Source organism: Variovorax sp. GW822-FHT04A09 (assembly GCF_058801005.1).
In genome coordinates this window covers 2,085,625-2,102,267 of record NZ_JBXAMV010000001.1, presented here as the reverse complement: position 1 = coordinate 2,102,267, position 16,643 = coordinate 2,085,625, and the positions used below count along the sequence as shown (strand labels likewise).

Below are 16,643 nucleotides of genomic sequence, written 5' to 3'. Positions count from 1 at the left end.
CTTTTTTATGTCCGCTTGGTTCGGGGCGCGTGCGCAGGCCTCCGGGTACTTCCCTCCGCGAATGTCCCCCGGCCTGCGGCCTCCTCCTTGATTTCGCTGCGGGAAGCACCCAGTGTCCTGCGCACGGGAAGCGGCGGTGGTGCGCAGCCCATCAACGACCGCACTGAACACGCTCACGTCGATGCGGTGCCTTGCGCAGCGAAATCAAGGAGGAGGGCGAAGCCCGGGGGACATTCGCGGAGCAAGGTACCGCGTCGGCGTGAGCGTCGCCCTGAACAGCTCAGGCCAAGGGCGCCCTGCGGCTGCGACGCATCAGAAATTCGATCAGTTCGAAGACCCCTTCACTGATCAGCGCCATCGCAGCAGCCGGCAACGCACCCGCCATCAACAGCTCGCGATCGTTGAGCGCCAGCCCCGTCACGATGCGCTCGCCAAAACCGCCCGCGCCGATGAAAGCCGCGATGGTGGCCGTGCCGATGGCAATGGCTGTCGCGGTGCGAACGCCCGCCAGCAGCGTGGGCAATGCAAGAGGCAGCAGCACCAACTGAAGGCTCTGCGGCGGCGTCATGCCCAGCGCGGTGCCGGCCAGCCGAAGTCCATTCGGCACTTCGGCCAGCCCGGTCACGGTGTTGCGCATGATCGGCAGCAGCGAATACAGCGTGAGCGCGATCAACGCGGGCAGGGCGCCGATCGCGCCGAGCAAAGAGATCAGCACCGCGAGCAGCGCCAGTGACGGCACGGTCTGCATCACGCTCGCGAAGCCCAGCACCACGGCGCGCAGCCGCAGGTGCGGAAACACGAGGATCGCGAGCGGCACGCCGATGAGGATGGCCACGCCGACCGACACGGCCACCAGCAGCAGGTGCTGGCGCGCCAGCGGCCAGAGGTCGGGGCCGAAGAGCTTGGCGGTGAAGCCGCGCGCGGCGCTCGGTGGCGTCTTTCCGTCTTTGGTGGCGCCGGCCAGGAAGTCGCGCGCGATCGTGTCGAAGCGCACGCCCTGCAGTTCGGCGCGCGCGTTCATCGCGATCATCGCGTGCTCGTCGATCGTGCCTTCGAGCGCCTGCAATGCGGCCCAGGCCTTCGGCAGCCGCGCGGGCAGGTCGAGCTTGTAGAGCACCACCGCGTCGTAGCGCGGAAAGTACTGCTTGTCGTCCACGAGCACGCGCAGGCCGAGGTGGTCGATCTTGGCGTCGGTGGTGTAGATGTCGATGGCGTCGATCTGTTTGGCCGTCATCGCCTCGTAGGCCAGGCCGTGGTCGAGCCCGGTCGGCGTCTGCGTGAAGCCGTAGCGCGCAGCCAGGCCCTTCCAGCCGTCGGCGCGGCCGATGAATTCGTTCGACAGCCCGATGCGCAGTTCGGGGTGTTTGGCCAGGTCGCTCAGCGTGCGCAGCCCGAGCTTGTCGGCATCGGCGGCGCGCACAGCCAGCGCGTAGCCGTCGTTGAAGCCCAGCGGAATCGCCACGCCCAGCCCGAGCGGCGCGAGCGCGGCGTTCATGGCCTCGCGCGTGTCGGCGGGCGAGCCCTTGAGGATCTCGAGCGCGATGGTGCCGGTGTATTCGGCGTACAGGTCGATGGCGCCCGAGCGCAGCGCCTCGTACACGATGGCCGTGTTGCCCAGCCCCTGCCGCACGACGGGCGGCGACGCGGTGTGCGGCGCGGCGGTCTGCGCCAGCACCTCGGCCAGGATGTACGACTCGGTGAAGCGCTTGGAGCCGACGCGCAGCGTCTCGTCGGCGGCCTGCGCGCGGGGCGCGGCGGCGGCCAGCCAGAGCATCGCGAAAAGCCACAGGGCGGGGTGCCAGAAGCTGCGAGGCAGGTGCATCCGGATCAGTGTATCGGCATCGCTGCGCCAGCCGTACCCGTCCGTCTCCTACACGCCGTGGTGCGCGAAGCCGATGCGCCACGGCCGCGCGGCGGCCCATAGTGGCCGTCATGAAAAAAACCAGGCACGCGCCCCCCGGTCCCGACATCCACGGCCTGCGCGAGCTGCCCGGCCTGCGCGTGGACGGCTACAGCCTGCAGCTGCGCGACAAGGACGGCTTCGTCGGCGACCAGGCCAGCCAGACGGCGTTTCGCGAACTGCTCGAGCGATGGCGCAAGCGGCGCCGCAAGACCGGCCGCGACCCGCTGGGCGCGGCCCACTCGCGCGACCTGAGCAAGAAGCAGCTCGACCGCGCGCTGCAGGGAAAGACCGCCACGGCCGCCGGCGACGTGATGCATGGCGCCATCGAGGAGTTCGCGGAAGAGCTCGCCTTCGTGGTCCAGCGCTTCGTGCGCCAGCCCTCGTGGCGCAAGGTGCAGCGCATCGTGGTTGGCGGCGGTTTTCCCGAGAGCGACGTGGGCGAGCGCGCGATCCTGGAGGCGGGCGCGATGCTCGAGGACCTGGGCGTGCACGTGCAGCTGGGCCGGCTGTCGCACAACGTGGACGACGGCGGGCTGATCGGCTGGGCGCACCTGACGCCGCCGCCGCTCCTGAAGGGGCACGACGCGATCCTGGCGGTGGACATCGGCGGCACCAACGTGCGCTGCGGCATCGTGAAGACGCGCCACCGCAAGGCGCCCGACTTCTCGCGCGCCAAGGTGGTCAAGCGAGAAAAGTGGCGCCACGCCGACGACGGCCCTAACCGCAGCCACATGGTCGAGCGCATCGCCGACATGCTCGAGGACATGGTCGTCTACGCCGAGCGCCGCAAGATCCGGCTCGCGCCCTTCATCGGCATCGGCTGTCCGGGGCTGATCCGCTCCGACGGCTCGATCGCGCGCGGCGCGCAGAACCTGCCGGGCGACTGGGAGAGCCGGGCCTTCCACCTGCCGGCCGCGCTGTGGCGGCGCCTGCCGATCATCGGCTCGGGCGCGACGCTGGTGCTCATGCACAACGACGCGGTGGTGCAGGGCCTGAGCGAGCTGCCCTTCATGCGCGACGTGCGCCACTGGGGCGTGCTGACCATCGGCACCGGGCTGGGCAACGCCAGCTTCACGAACCGGCGTTGACGAGCGCTATCTCTTACAGGTCTTCGGGCCGCAGTTCCGCGCCGACGCGCGCGGTGGCCGAGGTGGTGGCGACATTGCCCGCCGCATCGGTGGCGCGCAGTTCGATGTTCGCCAGGCCCGCACGCGCGGGCGTCCAGCTGCAGGCATAAGGCGCGGCGCGCAGCGCGCAGACGGTCTTGCCGTCGACGATGAAGGCCAGTTCGGCCACGCCGACATCGTCGGTCGCGCTGGCCGACAGCCGCACCGGCAGGCCGGCCGCCGACGAAGCCATGGACGGCACGTTCAGCGTGACGGTCGGCGCGGTGGTGTCGGCGGGCGCGCGCACGATCACCTGCGCCGACGCGACCTCGGCATTGCCCGCGGCATCGATGGCGATCACGCGGACGACCTGCACGCCCGGCGCGGTCGGCGTCCACTGGCAGGTGTAGGGCGGGGCGGTGAAGGTGCAGATCGGCAGGCTGTCGGTGCCGATCACCTTCACGCCGAACACGCCGACGTTGTCGACCGCCACGGGCGCCAGCGCCACGGGCTGGCCCACGGTCGCCATCGCGGGGGCGGCCAGGGACACGGCCGGCTTCTGGCTGTCGGGCACGCCCAGCGGCAGGTCGATGGTGAAGGCCGCCTGCCCCTGCACCGCCTTCTGCTCGAAGGCATCGAAGATGGTGAACCAGGTGGCGCCCGGCGCGCGGCCCGGGGCCTGGGCCTTCACGAGCAGCGTGGTCTTGCCGACGGCGAAGCAGCTGAAGCCGCAGCGCCAGTCGAAGACGAAACGGCCGTCGGCGTTGGTCGTGCCCTGCGCGATAGGCTCCAGCGGCTTGCCGGCACCCGGGTCGCGCCACACCGACACCGGCGCGCCGGCCAGCGCGGCGCCGCTCTCGCGCTCGGTCACGCGCACCTGCGTGGCGGTGGTCGCGGCCATGAACTTCGAGCTGCCGAGCTTGGGCCAGTCGCGCCAGTCGGTGTTGATCTGTGCTTTGGTGCCTTCGGTGAAGCGGATCAGGCCGAGCGTGGCGACGCGGTTGGCGGCCGGGTCGTAGCGCTGCTCGAACACGGTGCCCAGCAGCGGGTCGAGGCGCCAGTGCTGGCGCGTCCACCAGTAGCGGTCGGTGTGCTTCACGAGGGCGAGGTCGCTGGCGGGCGCGGTCTCGGTGGTGTCGGCGACGGCGATGGCGTTGTAGTACTCGCCTGAGCCGGCGCCGAACACGTGCTCCAGCTCGTGCAGCAGGGTCTTGAGCTGGCGCCCGAGGTAGTCCTTCTCGGTGGACTCGGGCGCGGCCGGCGTGATGGCGCGCGACAGGCGCAGCGGGTCGTGGATGGCGGTCCAGTTCAGGTTCCAGGTCACGCCGGTGGGCGGGAAGGTGGTGCTCGTGGTCAGGCCGCCGTGGCTGTAGCCGCGCTTCGAGGGGCCGACGCACAGCACGATCTCGCCGCCGGCCACGCCGTTGAAGCCGCAGGGTGGCGCCGCGCCGGGCGCGACGACCTGCAGGTCTTTCGCGGGGTCGAAGGTGAAGCTGCGCACGGTCTCGCGCTGGAACACGGTGTTGAGGTCGGCCACGTACTGCGCGAGCCGGCGGCCGGCCTCGGGCGCGCCGATGTCGGCCGCCAGTTGCGGGTCGATGAAGAAGCGCAGGCGGTGCACGCTCGGCGTGGCGCGGCCGACTTCGTTCATGGCCGCCCAGGCGGGAGCGGCGGACAACGGCAGCAGCACGGCCAAAACGACAGGCAAGGCTGCGCCCAGCCGGCGCGCGAGCGCCAGCAGCGAATCAATGAAAGGCATCGATTTTTCTCCCCGTGCTCAGGGGAATCCGGCAGTGATCGACAACAAAGGGGATCGCTTGGGGCCGCGCGAAGGTGTCGCCCGGCGCCCAGCGCTCAAACCCCGCGGCGACCGCCTTTGCCGGTCACGCTCCTGCATCGCATCGAGGTCGCCGAAGGCGATACGCCCTGACGGGCGCCGATGCTTCTGAAGTGCGGGGGACTACTGGTTGCTCATTCAGTGCAGAGAGCGGGCGGACCGCTCATTCCTCCACACGATGTGGCAACAATCAGTGAACCTTTATCTTAATTTCTGGGCTCGTAGGAAGGGAACTGGCCTCGTTGTAGTGGTGCCTGTTATTTGGGCACTTTCTCACGACAACGGCGGTACGAATGGCGCTTCGGTGGCCCCCATGAGGCCGGGCCGGAGCGGGCTGCCCCGCAATGCAGGGGGCTCCGGAAGAACGGTCATCCACCGGAACCGGTGGCGATTCTAGTGTGAATGTTCAATTGGTTGCAATTGTGTTGCATTCGTGCACCTTGGGCGATGCACCGCCCGTCTACAGCTGGAACGCGACGGTCAGCAGCAGCCCTTCGGCCACGTCGCGCAGCAGCCCCGGACGCCGCGCGCGGTAGGGCTCGCCGGCCGAGGCGGTGGTCTCGATCCATTCGGCCAGCCATTCGATGTCTTCGTGGCCGTAGAACACCACCGCCGCCTCGTGGTTCAGCAGCAGGCTGCGCAGGTCGAGGTTGATCGAGCCGCACATCGCCAGTTCGTCGTCGACCACCACGGCCTTGGCGTGGGCCATGAAGGGCAGCATGCGAAAGCTCACGCCGGCGCGCGCGAGGTCGCGCATGGCGCGTGCGCGCACGAAGTCGGCCAGCCGGTGGTTCGACTGCGCGGGCATCGCGATGGTCACCTGCACGCCGCGCCGCGCGGCGAGGCGCAGCGCGTCGCGCAGGCCGTCGCCGGGCACGAAGTAGGGCGTGATCGCGAGGATGCGGTGCTCGGCGCGAAAGCAGGCGTCGATGAGCAGCGCATGCGCCGTGTCCTCGGTCTGGTCGGGGCCGCTCGGCAGGAACTGGGCCATCGCGCAGCCGGGCCCCGCGGGCACGTCGGCGGCGGTGATGGCGCGCGCCTTGCGCCCGCGCACCGAGCTCCAGTCGTGGTCGAACTGGCGCGCGGCGGCGGCGGCCACGCTGCCCTGCAGGTCGAAGGACAGGTCGTGCCAGGCTTCGGGGTGCTTGTCGTTGCCGGAGAAGTACTCGCCCGCCAGGTTGCGCCCGCCCGACCACAGCCAGCGGTCGTCGGCGATGGTGAGCTTTCGGTGGTTGCGCAGGTTGCGCGGCCCGATGCGGCGCAGGCTGAAGAAGGGGCGGAACACCGCCACCTCGCCGCCGGCCGCGCGCAGCCGGTCGAAGTGATGGCGCGGCAGCGAGAGCGCGCCGAAGCCGTCGAGCAGCACGCGCACCTTGACGCCCTCGCGCGCGCGCTGCGCGAGCCGCGCCAGCACGGCATGGCCGAGCGCGTCGTCGCCGATGATGAAGGTGCACACGTCCAGGCGCTGGCGCGCGCCGTCGATCACCTCGAACAGCGCCTCGCGCGCGGCCTCGCCGTCGGCGTGCATGCGGATCGCGCAGCGCCCGGGCGGCGCCAGGCCGAAGCTCTCGATCAGGTCGGCCGCCCAGTGGCCCGGCGGCAGCGAACGCGGCGGCCGGGGCGCGCCGGCCGGGCGCAGCTTGCGCTGGCCGAACAGCAGGTACATCGGAAGGATCACGTAGGGCATGAGCACCAGCCCCATGACCCAGGCGATGGCGGTGGTGGGGGCGCGCTGCTCGCGGCGCGTGCGCGTGGTCAGCACATAGACCAGCAACGCGAAAGTGACGACAAGAAAATGCTGCGAAGGGGAGGGCAGCCAGTCGAAGAGGGTGTCCGGCATGGGCGGGTGATGCCTCGGTGCCCGCTCAGCGCTGCAGGAAGGCCGGCACGCCGCGCCCTTGCGAAGCCAGGAACCGCATCATCGGATCGACCACCGCGCGCACCGCGGGCCGCGCGCCCACGCGCTCGCGCCAGGCCACGAGGCGCGGCGTGGCGTCGGTCATGCCGGCGCCCTTGCGGTCGGCGAACACATGCGCCATGTAGAAGGCGATGTCGGCGAAGGAGTAAGGGCCGGCCAGGTATTCGCGCGTGGCGAGCAGGCCGTCCATCTCTTCGTAGAAGCGCGCACAGGCGGCGCAGGCCGCGACCGCCGAGGCGCTTTGCATGGCGTCCTGCAAGCCGAAGAGCTTGATGACGTTGGGGAAGAACACCTCGTCCGACTTCTGCTCCAGCTGCCGCGCGCGGGCCCGGTCGGCAATGCCTTCGGGCCAGAGCGCGGGCTGCGGGTGGCGGTCCTCGAGGTACTCGAAGATCTGCGTCGAGTCGAACAGCGCCACCTCCTCGTCGACCAGCACCGGCACCTGCTGCTTCACCGGGTTCACGCGCAGCACCTCGGGGTGCTTGGGCTCGTAGGCATCGTCGGTGGTGAACGGCACCATGATGAGCTCGAAAGTGATGCCTTTTTCGTACGCGGCGATCTGCACCTTCGCGCCGAACATGCTGAGGGGGCCGGAGTAAATCTGCGTCGTCGTCATGCCCCCGACTTCAACAGAAACCGCGCGTCAGGTCGAGCCCCAGACTTCCTGCGCGGTTTCGACGACAAGGCGCAGCTTGTTGCGCTGTGCTTCCACCGCGATGTTGTTGCCGTGCACCGTGCTGGAGAAGCCGCACTGCGGCGACAGCGCGAGCTGGTCGAGCGAGGCGTACTTGCTGGCGTCCTCGATGCGGCGCTTGAGCTCGTCCTTGTCTTCCATCTCGCCGAACTTGGTGGTCACGAGGCCGAGCACCACCGTCTTGCCCTTGGGCAGGTAGCGCAGCGGCTTGAAGTCGCCCGAGCGGGCGTCGTCGTACTCCATGAAGTAGGCGTCGAGGTCCATCTCCTTGAGCAGCGCCTCGGCCACCGGCTCGTAGTTGCCGGCCGCGGCGTGCGTGCTCTTGAAGTTGCCGCGGCACAGGTGCATGGCCAGCAGCATGCCCGGCGGCTTCTGCGCCACCACCTTGTTGATGAAGGCGGCGTAGCGGTGCGGCAGCTCGTTCGGGTCGTCGCCGCGCTTGCGGGCGGCTTCGCGCATGTGCTCGTCGCACAGGTAGGCGAGGTTGGTGTCGTCCATCTGCACGTAGGTGCAGCCGGCGGCGGCCAGCGAGCGCAGCTCGTCGCCATAGGCCTTGGCCACGTCGTCGTAGAACACCGGGTCGAGCTCGGGGTACGCGTCCTTGCTGATGCCCGCGCGCCCGCCACGGAAGTGCAGCATCGTCGGCGACGGGATCGTCACCTTCGGCGTGCGGCCGACCGACACCTGGCTCTTGAGGTACTGGAAGTCGGCGAGCTGGATGTCCTTCACGTGGCGCACCTTGTCGATCACGCGCATCGCGGGCGGCGCCAGTTCCTCGGTGCCGTCGGGGCGGCGGATGGTGACCGGGATGTCGGTCTTCACGCCGCCGAGCTGGTCGAGGAAGTCGATGTGGAAGTAGGTGCGGCGGAACTCGCCGTCGGTGATGCTCTTCAGGCCGATGTCTTCCTGGAAGCGGACGATCTCGGTGATGGCCTTGTCTTCGACCTCGCGCAGTTGCTCGGGCGTGATCTGGCCCTTGGCTTTCTGCTCGCGGGCTTCGAGCAGGTACTGCGGGCGCAGGAAGCTGCCCACGTGGTCGTAGCGGGCGGGCAGGGCGGCATGCTGGGACATGGAATGAACTCCGTCGTGACTGTGAACGAGCGGAATCCTAGCGCCTTCGTGAAAAGCCTGTTTGTATACGTAAGCGTCGGTGTTTACCCTTGAATATGGGGTTCAGCTCTGGAATTTCTCGTTGTTCTGTATACATTGCGTATTCATGAAGACGCCCACGACCGCCTTTCCGCTCAACGCCTGGTATGCCGCCGCCTACGACGTCGAAGTGCGTCACGCGCTGCTGCCACGCACCATCTGCAACCAGAAAGTGGTGCTGTTTCGCCGCACCGACGGCCAGGTGGCCGCGCTCGAAGACGCCTGCTGGCACCGGCTGATGCCGCTGTCGCTGGGCCGCCTCGAGGGCGACGAGCTGGTCTGCGGCTACCACGGCCTGGTCTACAACAGCCAGGGCCGTTGCACCCACATGCCGAGCCAGGAAACGCTCAACCCCTCGGCCTGCGTGCGCAGCTTTCCGGTGGTCGAGAAGCACCGCTTCGTGTGGATCTGGCCCGGCGACCCGGCCAAGGCCGACCCGGCGCTGGTGCCCGACATGCACTGGAACGACGACCCGGCCTGGGCCGGCGACGGCAAGATGATCCGCGTCCACTGCGACTACCGCCTCGTGGTCGACAACCTCATGGACCTCACGCACGAGACCTTCGTGCACGGCTCGTCGATCGGCAACCGCGAAGTGGCCGAGGCGCCCTTCGTGGCCACGCACGGCGACCGCTCGGCCACCGTCACGCGCTGGATGGAGAACATCGACGCGCCGCCGTTCTGGGGCAACCAGATCCGCCACGCGCGCGGCTACACGGGCAAGGTCGACCGCTGGCAGATCATCCGTTTCGAAGGCCCGTGCACCGTGAACATCGACGTCGGCGTGGCCGAGGCGGGCAGTGGCGCGGTGCCGTCGAACGACAACGCCGGCGACCGCAGCAAGGGCGTCAACGGCTACGTGCTCAACACCATCACGCCCGAGACCGACAAGACCTGCCTGTACTTCTGGGCCTTCGCGCGCAACTACTGCCTGGGCGAACAGCGCCTCACGCACGAACTGCGCGAGGGCGTGTCGGGCATCTTCCGCGAGGACGAGATCGTGCTCGAGGCGCAGCAGAAGGCCATCGACGAGCACCCCGACCACCAGTTCTACAACCTCAACATCGACGCCGGTTCGATGTGGGCGCGCCGCCTCATCGACCGCATGATCGAGAAGGAACGGCCCGCGCGCGCCGCGATCCCGATCCGCCCCGCGCCAGAGAGCCAGGCCGCGTGATGAAGGTCGCCACCGTCTCTCCCGCCGAGCCCGGCGACAGCGGCAGCTCGCAGGCCGTGAAGGCACAGCTGCGGCTGCGCGAGATGATCCTGGCGGGCGAACTGCCCGGCGGCGCGCGCATCGCCGAGGTCGCCATCTCCGAACAGCTCGGCGTGTCGCGCACCCCGGTGCGCAGCGCGCTCATGCGCCTCGAACAGGAAGGCCTGCTCGAAGCCCTGCCCAATGGCGGCTATGCGGTGCGCACCTTTTCCGAACGCGACGTGGCCGACGCGATCGAACTGCGCGGCACGCTCGAAGGCCTCGTGGCGCGGCTGGCGGCCGAGCGCGGCGCGGCGCCCGTGGTGCTGCGCGAAGCGCGCGCCTGCCTCGCGCGCATCGACGAACTGCTGCGAGAGCCCGCGCTCGACGACGCGGCCTTCTCGCGCTACGTGACGCACAACGAGAAATTCCATGCGCTGCTGTGCGAAATGGCGGGCAGCCCGGTCATCGCGCAGCAGCTGGAGCGCGTGGTCAACCTGCCGTTCGCCTCGCCCTCGGGCTTCGTCATCGTGCAGGCCAATTCGCCGGCCGCGCGCGACATGCTCGTGATCGCGCAAGACCAGCACCTGCAGGTGCTCGACGCCATCGAGTCCGGCGAGGGCTCGCGCGCCGAGGCGCTGATGCGCGAGCACAGCCGCATCGCGCGGCGCAATCTGCGCGAGGCGCTGCACGGCACGCCGAGCGCCGAGCAGCGTCCGCTGCCGGGTGTGCAACTGATCCGCCGTCGCGGCTGATCGACGACTTCTTTTTTCTTTCTTTCCCCGCTGGTGTTCCCCGATGAAAAGCGATCTTCAATGGATGCAGGCGCAGGTGGTGGCGCTGCGCGACGTCACGCCCACCGTGCGCGAGTTCACGCTGCGCCCCGACACCGACTTCGTCGCCGCGCATGAGCCCGGCGCCCACCTGCAGGTGCAGGTGATGACCGAGCAGGGCCGCGTGCAGACGCGCTCGTACTCGCTGGTGGGCGAGGGCGACGGCAGCTGCTGGCGCATCGCCGTCAAGCGGCTGGACGACGGCCGTGGCGGCTCGCGCGCGATGTGGCGGCTGGCCGAGGGCGACCGGCTGCAGGTGAGCGCGCCGCAGAACCACTTTCCGCTCGACCTCGCGGCGCCCGGCTACCTGCTCGTGGCCGGCGGCATCGGCATCACGCCGCTGGTGCTGATGGCGCAGCGCCTGGGCGCACTGGCCCGACGCCGCGGCGTGCCGGTGTCCATGCTGTACGGCGCACGCCACGCAGGCGAGTTCGGCTACCTCGACACCCTGCGCGACGCGCTGGGCGAGGCCGGCGTGCAGGCGCACGAAGGCGCCGCGCCCATCGACTTCGACGCCGCCATCGCCGCGCTGCCACCCGGCGGCCAGCTCTACACCTGCGGCCCGGTGCCGATGCTCGAAGCCGTCAAGCGCGCCTGGGCCGCGGCCGGCCGGCCGCTCGCGGACCTGCGCTTCGAGACCTTCGGCAGCAGCGGCCGGCTTGCCACGCAGGCCTTCACCGTGCGCATTCCGCGCCACGACCTGTCGATCACCGTGCCGGCCGACTGCACCCTGCTCGACGCGCTCGATGCGGCCGGCGTGCAGACCCTGTCGGACTGCAAGCGCGGCGAATGCGGCCTGTGCGCCATGGACGTGCTGGCCGTGGACGGCGAGGTCGATCACCGCGACGTGTTCCTGAGCCCGCCCGAGAAGCAGGCGACCACGCGCATCTGCGCCTGCGTGTCACGCGCGGTGGGTACGCTCACGCTCGATTCCGCGTACCGCCCGGACCGTTGAAAACATCGGTTGCGCGATCATCGCGCAACCATTCGACTGATCGCGCAACAAAGACCCGTGCGGTGGGTGGGTAGGTGGTTGCCTGCTCCGTCAATTGTTGCGAATTGTTCAAAATACGCCCGGTTTCGCGTTCCGTCCCTCAAAGGAAAAATTCCATGCAAAGACGCCATCTCATCCAGACCGCCGGCCTTTCGGCGATTGCGCTCGCCACCGCGCTGTCGCTGCCCGTGGCCAGCGCCCAGGACAACAAGTTCAAGATCGGCCTGATCCTGCCGATGACGGGGCAGTCGGCCTCCACCGGCCGCCAGATCGAGGCCGCCGCGCGCCTGTACATGGCACAGAACGGCGACACCGTGGCCGGCAAGAAGGTCGAGCTGATCGTGAAGGACGACACCGGCCTGCCCGACGTGACCAAGCGCCTGGCGCAGGAGCTCATCGTCAACGACAAGGTCAACGTGATCGCCGGCTTCGGCATCACCCCCGCCGCGCTGGCCGCCGCGCCGCTGGCCACGCAGTCGAAGACGCCGCAGGTCGTGATGGCCGCCGCCACCTCGAGCATCACCGAGGCCTCGCCCTACATCGTGCGCAGCAGCTTCACGCTGCCGCAGGTGTCGGTGGTGATGGGCGACTGGGCGCCCAAGAACGGTGTGAAGTCGGTGGTCACGCTGGTCACCGACTACGGCCCCGGCAACGACGCCGAGAAGTTCTTCAGCGACCGCTTCCAGCTCAACGGCGGCAAGGTGCTCGAGAAGCTGCGCGTGCCGCTGCGCAATCCCGACTTCGCGCCGTTCCTGCAGAAGGTGCGCGACGCCAAGCCCGACGCGCTGTTCGTCTTCGTGCCCTCGGGCGCGGGCGCGGCGGTGATGAAGCAGTTCCTGGAGCGCGGCATGGACAAGGCCGGCATCAAGATGATCGCTACCGGCGACGTGACCGACGACGATCAACTGAACGACATGGGCGATGGCGCGCTGGGCGTGGTCACCTCGCACCACTACTCGGCCGCGCACCCCTCGGCGCTGAACAAGAAGTTCGTCGAGGCCTTCCAGAAAGCCAATCCGAAGATGCGCCCCAACTTCATGGCCGTGGGCGGCTATGACGGCATGCGCGTGATCTATGAAGCCCTGAAGACCACCAAGGGCCAGGGCGGCGGCGAAGCGCTGCTGGCGGCCATGAAGGGCCAGGTCTTCGAGAGCCCGCGCGGCCAGGTGCTGATCGATGCGCAGACGCGCGACATCGTGCAGGACGTGTACCTGCGCAAGGTTGAAAAGAAGGACGGGCAGCTCTACAACATCGAGTTCGACGTGTTGAAGGGCGTGAAGGACCCGGGTAAAGCCAAGTAATTTCGCTTCGCCGGTGGGAGCGCTGCCGTTCAGGGCGGCGCTCCCGCCGACGGGGTGCCTTGCTCCGCGAATGTCCCCCGGGGCTGCGCCCCTCCTCCTTGATTTCGCTGCGCAAGGCACCCCGTCGACGTGAGCGTGTTCAGAGCGGTTGTTGATCCGCCGCACACCACCGCCGCGTCCCGTGCGCAGGGCACTGGGTGCTTCCCGCAGCGAAATCAAGGAGGAGGGCGAAGCCCGGGGGACATTCGCGGAGGGAAGTACCCGGTGGCCTGCGCACACACCATGAACAGCATCACCCTGAACGAACGCATCCCGAACGCACGTACCTGAAAACATGCTGACCATTCTTTTCGACGGCATCGCCTACGGCATGCTGCTCTTCGTCCTCGCCGTGGGGCTGGCCGTGACGCTCGGGCTGATGAACTTCATCAACCTCGCGCACGGCGCCTTCGCCATGGCGGGCGGCTACCTCACCGTGTTCGCGATGCAGAAGCTCGGCGTGCCGTTCCTGGCCTGCCTGCCGCTCGCGTTCATCGTCGTCGCGCTGGCCGGCGCGCTGCTGGAGCGCACGCTCTACCGGCCGATGTACGGCAAGCCGCACCTGGACCAGGTGCTGTTCTCCATCGGGCTGGCGTTCATGGCCGTCGCGGCCGTCGACTACTTCGTCGGCTCGTCGCAGCAGAACCTGCAACTGCCCGAGTGGCTGCGCGGGCGCAGCGAATTCGGCGACGGCGCGTTCCTGCTGGGCATGGGCCACTACCGCATCTTCATCATCGCCGTGTGCGCCGTGCTCACCGTGGTGCTGCAGCTCATCCTCTCGAAGACCCGCTTCGGCAGCCGCCTGCGCGCCGCCGTCGACGACCCGCGCGTGGCCGCCGGCCTGGGCATCAACGTCAACATCGTGTTCCTGCTGACCTTCGCCGTGGGCTCCGGCCTGGCCGGGCTGGGCGGTGCGCTGGGCGCGGAAATCCTCGGGCTCGATCCGACCTTCCCGCTCAAGTACATGATCTATTTCCTCATCGTCGTCTCGGTCGGCGGCACCTCGTCGATCACCGGGCCGCTCGCCGCCGCGCTGCTGCTCGGCATTGCCGACGTGGCCGGCAAGTACTTCATTCCGAAGATGGGCGCGTTCACCGTCTACCTGCTCATGATCCTGATCCTCATGTGGCGGCCGCAAGGCCTGTTCACGCGCAAGGGAGGTCGCTGAGATGAGCGCGCCTGCCTATGAATCGGCCCTGCTGCGCACCGCGCGCTGGCGCCCCTGGGAGTTCGTGGTCTGGGCCGTGGCCTTCGCGCTGCCGCTGGCCATGCCCTCGCATTCGCTGCTGGTCAACGAGATCGCCATCGTCGCGCTGTTCGCGATGTCGCTCGACCTCATCCTCGGCTACACCGGCATCGTGTCGCTCGGCCATGCCGCCTTCTTCGGCTTCGGTGCGTACGCCGCCGCGCTGTTCGCCAAGCTCGTCATGCCCGACCCGACCGTCGGCCTCGTGTTCGCCACCGTGCTGTCGGCCGTGCTCGGCCTCGTGGCCAGCGTGACGATCCTGCGCGGCAGCGACCTCACGCGGCTCATGGTCACGCTGGGCACCGCGCTGCTGCTGCTCGAACTGGCCAACAAGCTCGACTGGCTCACCGGCGGCGCCGACGGCCTGCAGGGCGTGGTGATGGGGCCGGTGCTCGGCCTCTTCGAATTCGACCTGTATGGCCGCACGGCCGCCTGGTACTCGCTGGCCGTGATGCTCGTGCTGTTCCTCGTGATGCGCCGCATCGTGCATTCGCCCTTCGGCGCCACGCTCAAGGCCATCCGCGACAACCGGCTGCGCGCCATGGCCATCGGCATCCCGGTGGTGTCGCGGCTCGCCGTGGTCTACACCGTGGCCGCCGGCATCGCGGGCGCCGCGGGCGCGCTGCTGGCGCAGACCACCGGCTTCGCCTCGCTCGACGTGCTGGCCTTCGACCGCTCGGCCGACGTGCTGCTGATGCTGGTCATCGGCGGCGTGGGCTGGCTGTATGGCGGCGTGGCGGGCGCCATCGTCTTCAAGCTGCTGCAGACCTGGCTGTCGTCGGTGACGCCGCAGTACTGGATGTTCTGGATCGGCCTCATCCTCGTGCTGCTGGTGCTCGTGGGACGCGACCGCCTGCTCAAGCCGTGGACATGGTTCGGCGCTGCGAAGAAGAAGGGCGGTGCGGCATGACCACCGACACCGTGCTCTCGACCCAAGGCCTCGTGATGCGCTTCGGCGGCATCACCGCCACGAACAACGTCACGATGGAACTCAAGCGCGGCGCACGCCATGCGCTCATCGGCCCGAACGGCGCCGGCAAGACCACGCTGATCAACCTGCTGACCGGCGTGCTCACGCCCACCGAAGGCCGCATCTCGCTGCTCGGCGAAGACATCACCACGCTCGCGCCGCACAAGCGCGTGGCGCGCGGGCTGGTGCGCACCTTCCAGATCAACCAGCTCTTCGATTCGATGACGCCGCTGGAAACGCTGGCGCTCGTGGTGTCGCAGCACAAGGGCATCGGCGCGCAGTGGTGGCGCCCGCTGGGTGCGGACAAGCGCATCGCCGAGCGGGCCGGGCAACTGCTGGAGCAGTTCCACCTCGCCGACGTCGCGCAGCAGCAGACGAAATTCATGGCCTACGGCAAGCGCCGCCTGCTGGAGATCGCGATCGCGCTGGCCTGTGAGCCGCGCGTGCTGCTGCTCGACGAGCCCGTGGCGGGCGTGCCCGCTGGCGAGCGCGAAGAGCTGCTGCAGACCGTGGCCGCGCTGCCGGCCGACGTGTCGGTGCTGCTCATCGAGCACGACATGGACCTGGTGTTCAGCTTCGCCGACCGCATGACCGTGCTGGTCAACGGCGCGCTGCTGACCGAGGGCGACCCCGAGACGATCGCCAACGACCCGAAGGTCAAAGAGGTCTACCTGGGCCACGGAGAACATGCCCATGTCTGAACTGCTGCGCATCGAGAACCTGAGCGCCGGCTACGGCGAGGCCGTGGTGCTGCACGACGTGGCCTTCACGCTCGGCGAGGGCCAGACGCTCGCGCTGCTGGGCCGCAACGGCACGGGCAAGACCACGCTCATCAACACGCTGGCCGGCGCCACGCGCCAGCACGGCGGCACCATCGCGCTCGGCGGGCAGGCGGCGCTGCACAAGCTGCAGCCGCACCAGCGCGCGGCGGCCGGCATCGGCTGGGTGCCGCAGGAGCGCAACATCTTCAAGTCGCTCACGGTGCACGAGAACCTGACGGCCGTGGAGCGGCCCGGCCAGTGGAACCCGCAGCGCGTCTACGAGATGTTCCCGCGCCTGGCCGAGCGCAAGACCAACCTGGGCACGCAGCTGTCGGGCGGCGAGCAGCAGATGCTGGCCGTGGGCCGCGCGCTGGTGCTCAACCCGAAGCTGCTGCTGCTTGACGAGCCGCTCGAAGGCCTCGCGCCCATCATCGTGGAGGAGCTGCTGCGCGCCATCCGTCGCATCACGCGTGACGAGGGGCTGGCCGCGATCATCGTGGAGCAGCACCCGCAGGCGATCCTCGCGATTTCCGACCAGGCAGTGGTGCTTGACCACGGGACCATCGTGCATGCCGACACCGCGGCGGCGCTGCGTGCGCAGCCGGAGGTGCTCGACCGGCTGCTGGGCGTGGCGCGGTAGCGGCGGCCGATCACACAAAACAACCAGGAGACAGACAGATGGCGATCCCCCACACGT

General features: G+C 69.1%; 14 protein-coding genes. 9 read left to right on the top strand and 5 right to left on the bottom strand.

Annotation, left to right across the window (positions count from 1 at the left end):
- Positions 1–280: 280 nt before the first annotated feature.
- Entirely contained in the window at positions 281–1,822 is a 1,542-nt protein-coding gene (locus tag AC1RLW_RS09740) for a glycine betaine ABC transporter substrate-binding protein (protein WP_493192895.1), read from the bottom strand.
- A gap of 110 nt (positions 1,823–1,932) precedes the next feature.
- On the opposite strand from AC1RLW_RS09740, the gene AC1RLW_RS09735 reads away from it, so the two are divergent.
- Positions 1,933–2,991: an ROK family protein gene (locus AC1RLW_RS09735; RefSeq protein ID WP_095744592.1), complete on the top strand. Its 1,059-nt coding sequence runs from the start codon at positions 1,933–1,935 to the stop codon at positions 2,989–2,991.
- Positions 2,992–3,004: 13 nt separating this feature from the next.
- Here AC1RLW_RS09735 and AC1RLW_RS09730 read toward each other — a convergent pair whose 3' ends face one another.
- The 4 genes from AC1RLW_RS09730 to AC1RLW_RS09715 form a co-directional block, all read right to left on the bottom strand.
- Positions 3,005–4,768 (bottom strand): Ig-like domain-containing protein, encoded by a 1,764-nt coding sequence (locus tag AC1RLW_RS09730; RefSeq protein WP_493192894.1) that lies wholly within the window; start codon positions 4,766–4,768, stop codon positions 3,005–3,007.
- 538 nt (positions 4,769–5,306) lie between these two features.
- On the bottom strand, positions 5,307–6,686 hold the full coding sequence (locus tag AC1RLW_RS09725; protein WP_083259032.1) for a phospholipase D-like domain-containing protein: 1,380 nt from the start codon (positions 6,684–6,686) through the stop codon (positions 5,307–5,309).
- Positions 6,687–6,711: 25 nt separating this feature from the next.
- A complete protein-coding gene (locus AC1RLW_RS09720) occupies positions 6,712–7,380 on the bottom strand; it encodes a glutathione S-transferase family protein (RefSeq protein ID WP_493192893.1) in 669 nt (222 codons plus the stop codon).
- Positions 7,381–7,407: 27 nt separating this feature from the next.
- Positions 7,408–8,529, bottom strand: a complete 1,122-nt coding sequence (locus tag AC1RLW_RS09715; RefSeq protein ID WP_493192892.1) for a 5-methyltetrahydropteroyltriglutamate--homocysteine S-methyltransferase — start codon at positions 8,527–8,529, stop codon at positions 7,408–7,410.
- 145 nt (positions 8,530–8,674) lie between these two features.
- On the opposite strand from AC1RLW_RS09715, the gene AC1RLW_RS09710 reads away from it, so the two are divergent.
- From AC1RLW_RS09710 to AC1RLW_RS09675, 8 genes are all read left to right on the top strand, one after another.
- The gene (locus AC1RLW_RS09710) at positions 8,675–9,784 is read left to right on the top strand and encodes an aromatic ring-hydroxylating dioxygenase subunit alpha (protein ID WP_062470627.1); all 1,110 of its coding nucleotides are present in this window, start codon (positions 8,675–8,677) and stop codon (positions 9,782–9,784) included.
- On the top strand, positions 9,784–10,557 hold the full coding sequence (locus AC1RLW_RS09705) for a GntR family transcriptional regulator (RefSeq protein WP_095950656.1): 774 nt from the start codon (positions 9,784–9,786) through the stop codon (positions 10,555–10,557). The genes AC1RLW_RS09710 and AC1RLW_RS09705 overlap by 1 nt, the downstream gene beginning before the upstream one ends.
- 43 nt (positions 10,558–10,600) lie before the next feature.
- Positions 10,601–11,590, top strand: coding sequence for a PDR/VanB family oxidoreductase (locus AC1RLW_RS09700; protein ID WP_493192891.1), 990 nt, complete (start codon positions 10,601–10,603; stop codon positions 11,588–11,590).
- Between the two features lie 155 nt (positions 11,591–11,745).
- Positions 11,746–12,930, top strand: a complete 1,185-nt coding sequence (locus AC1RLW_RS09695; RefSeq protein ID WP_070059658.1) for an ABC transporter substrate-binding protein — start codon at positions 11,746–11,748, stop codon at positions 12,928–12,930.
- Between the two features lie 334 nt (positions 12,931–13,264).
- Positions 13,265–14,137, top strand: a complete 873-nt coding sequence (locus tag AC1RLW_RS09690; protein ID WP_493192890.1) for a branched-chain amino acid ABC transporter permease — start codon at positions 13,265–13,267, stop codon at positions 14,135–14,137.
- Position 14,138: 1 nt separating this feature from the next.
- Positions 14,139–15,125, top strand: a complete 987-nt coding sequence (locus AC1RLW_RS09685; RefSeq protein ID WP_062470615.1) for a branched-chain amino acid ABC transporter permease — start codon at positions 14,139–14,141, stop codon at positions 15,123–15,125.
- Complete coding sequence (locus tag AC1RLW_RS09680) at positions 15,122–15,886, top strand: ABC transporter ATP-binding protein (RefSeq protein ID WP_062470612.1); 765 nt, start codon at positions 15,122–15,124, stop codon at positions 15,884–15,886. Before AC1RLW_RS09685 ends, AC1RLW_RS09680 begins: the two co-directional genes overlap by 4 nt.
- Positions 15,879–16,586, top strand: a complete 708-nt coding sequence (locus tag AC1RLW_RS09675; protein WP_095744599.1) for an ABC transporter ATP-binding protein — start codon at positions 15,879–15,881, stop codon at positions 16,584–16,586. Before AC1RLW_RS09680 ends, AC1RLW_RS09675 begins: the two co-directional genes overlap by 8 nt.
- Positions 16,587–16,643: the final 57 nt, after the last annotated feature.

Excerpts from the sequence above, each read along its gene's own strand:
- AC1RLW_RS09715 (WP_493192892.1), bottom strand. The coding sequence starts at position 8,529 with ATGTCCCAGCATGCCGCCCTGCCCGCCCGCTACGACCACGTGGGCAGC.
- AC1RLW_RS09730 (WP_493192894.1), bottom strand. The coding sequence starts at position 4,768 with ATGCCTTTCATTGATTCGCTGCTGGCGCTCGCGCGCCGGCTGGGCGCA.
- AC1RLW_RS09675 (WP_095744599.1), top strand. The coding sequence starts at position 15,879 with ATGTCTGAACTGCTGCGCATCGAGAACCTGAGCGCCGGCTACGGCGAG.
- AC1RLW_RS09710 (WP_062470627.1), top strand. The coding sequence starts at position 8,675 with ATGAAGACGCCCACGACCGCCTTTCCGCTCAACGCCTGGTATGCCGCC.
- AC1RLW_RS09725 (WP_083259032.1), bottom strand. The coding sequence starts at position 6,686 with ATGCCGGACACCCTCTTCGACTGGCTGCCCTCCCCTTCGCAGCATTTT.
- AC1RLW_RS09685 (WP_062470615.1), top strand. The coding sequence starts at position 14,139 with ATGAGCGCGCCTGCCTATGAATCGGCCCTGCTGCGCACCGCGCGCTGG.
- AC1RLW_RS09700 (WP_493192891.1), top strand. The coding sequence starts at position 10,601 with ATGAAAAGCGATCTTCAATGGATGCAGGCGCAGGTGGTGGCGCTGCGC.
- AC1RLW_RS09740 (WP_493192895.1), bottom strand. The coding sequence starts at position 1,822 with ATGCACCTGCCTCGCAGCTTCTGGCACCCCGCCCTGTGGCTTTTCGCG.
- AC1RLW_RS09690 (WP_493192890.1), top strand. The coding sequence starts at position 13,265 with ATGCTGACCATTCTTTTCGACGGCATCGCCTACGGCATGCTGCTCTTC.
- AC1RLW_RS09720 (WP_493192893.1), bottom strand. The coding sequence starts at position 7,380 with ATGACGACGACGCAGATTTACTCCGGCCCCCTCAGCATGTTCGGCGCG.
- AC1RLW_RS09680 (WP_062470612.1), top strand. The coding sequence starts at position 15,122 with ATGACCACCGACACCGTGCTCTCGACCCAAGGCCTCGTGATGCGCTTC.
- AC1RLW_RS09705 (WP_095950656.1), top strand. The coding sequence starts at position 9,784 with ATGAAGGTCGCCACCGTCTCTCCCGCCGAGCCCGGCGACAGCGGCAGC.
- AC1RLW_RS09735 (WP_095744592.1), top strand. The coding sequence starts at position 1,933 with ATGAAAAAAACCAGGCACGCGCCCCCCGGTCCCGACATCCACGGCCTG.
- AC1RLW_RS09695 (WP_070059658.1), top strand. The coding sequence starts at position 11,746 with ATGCAAAGACGCCATCTCATCCAGACCGCCGGCCTTTCGGCGATTGCG.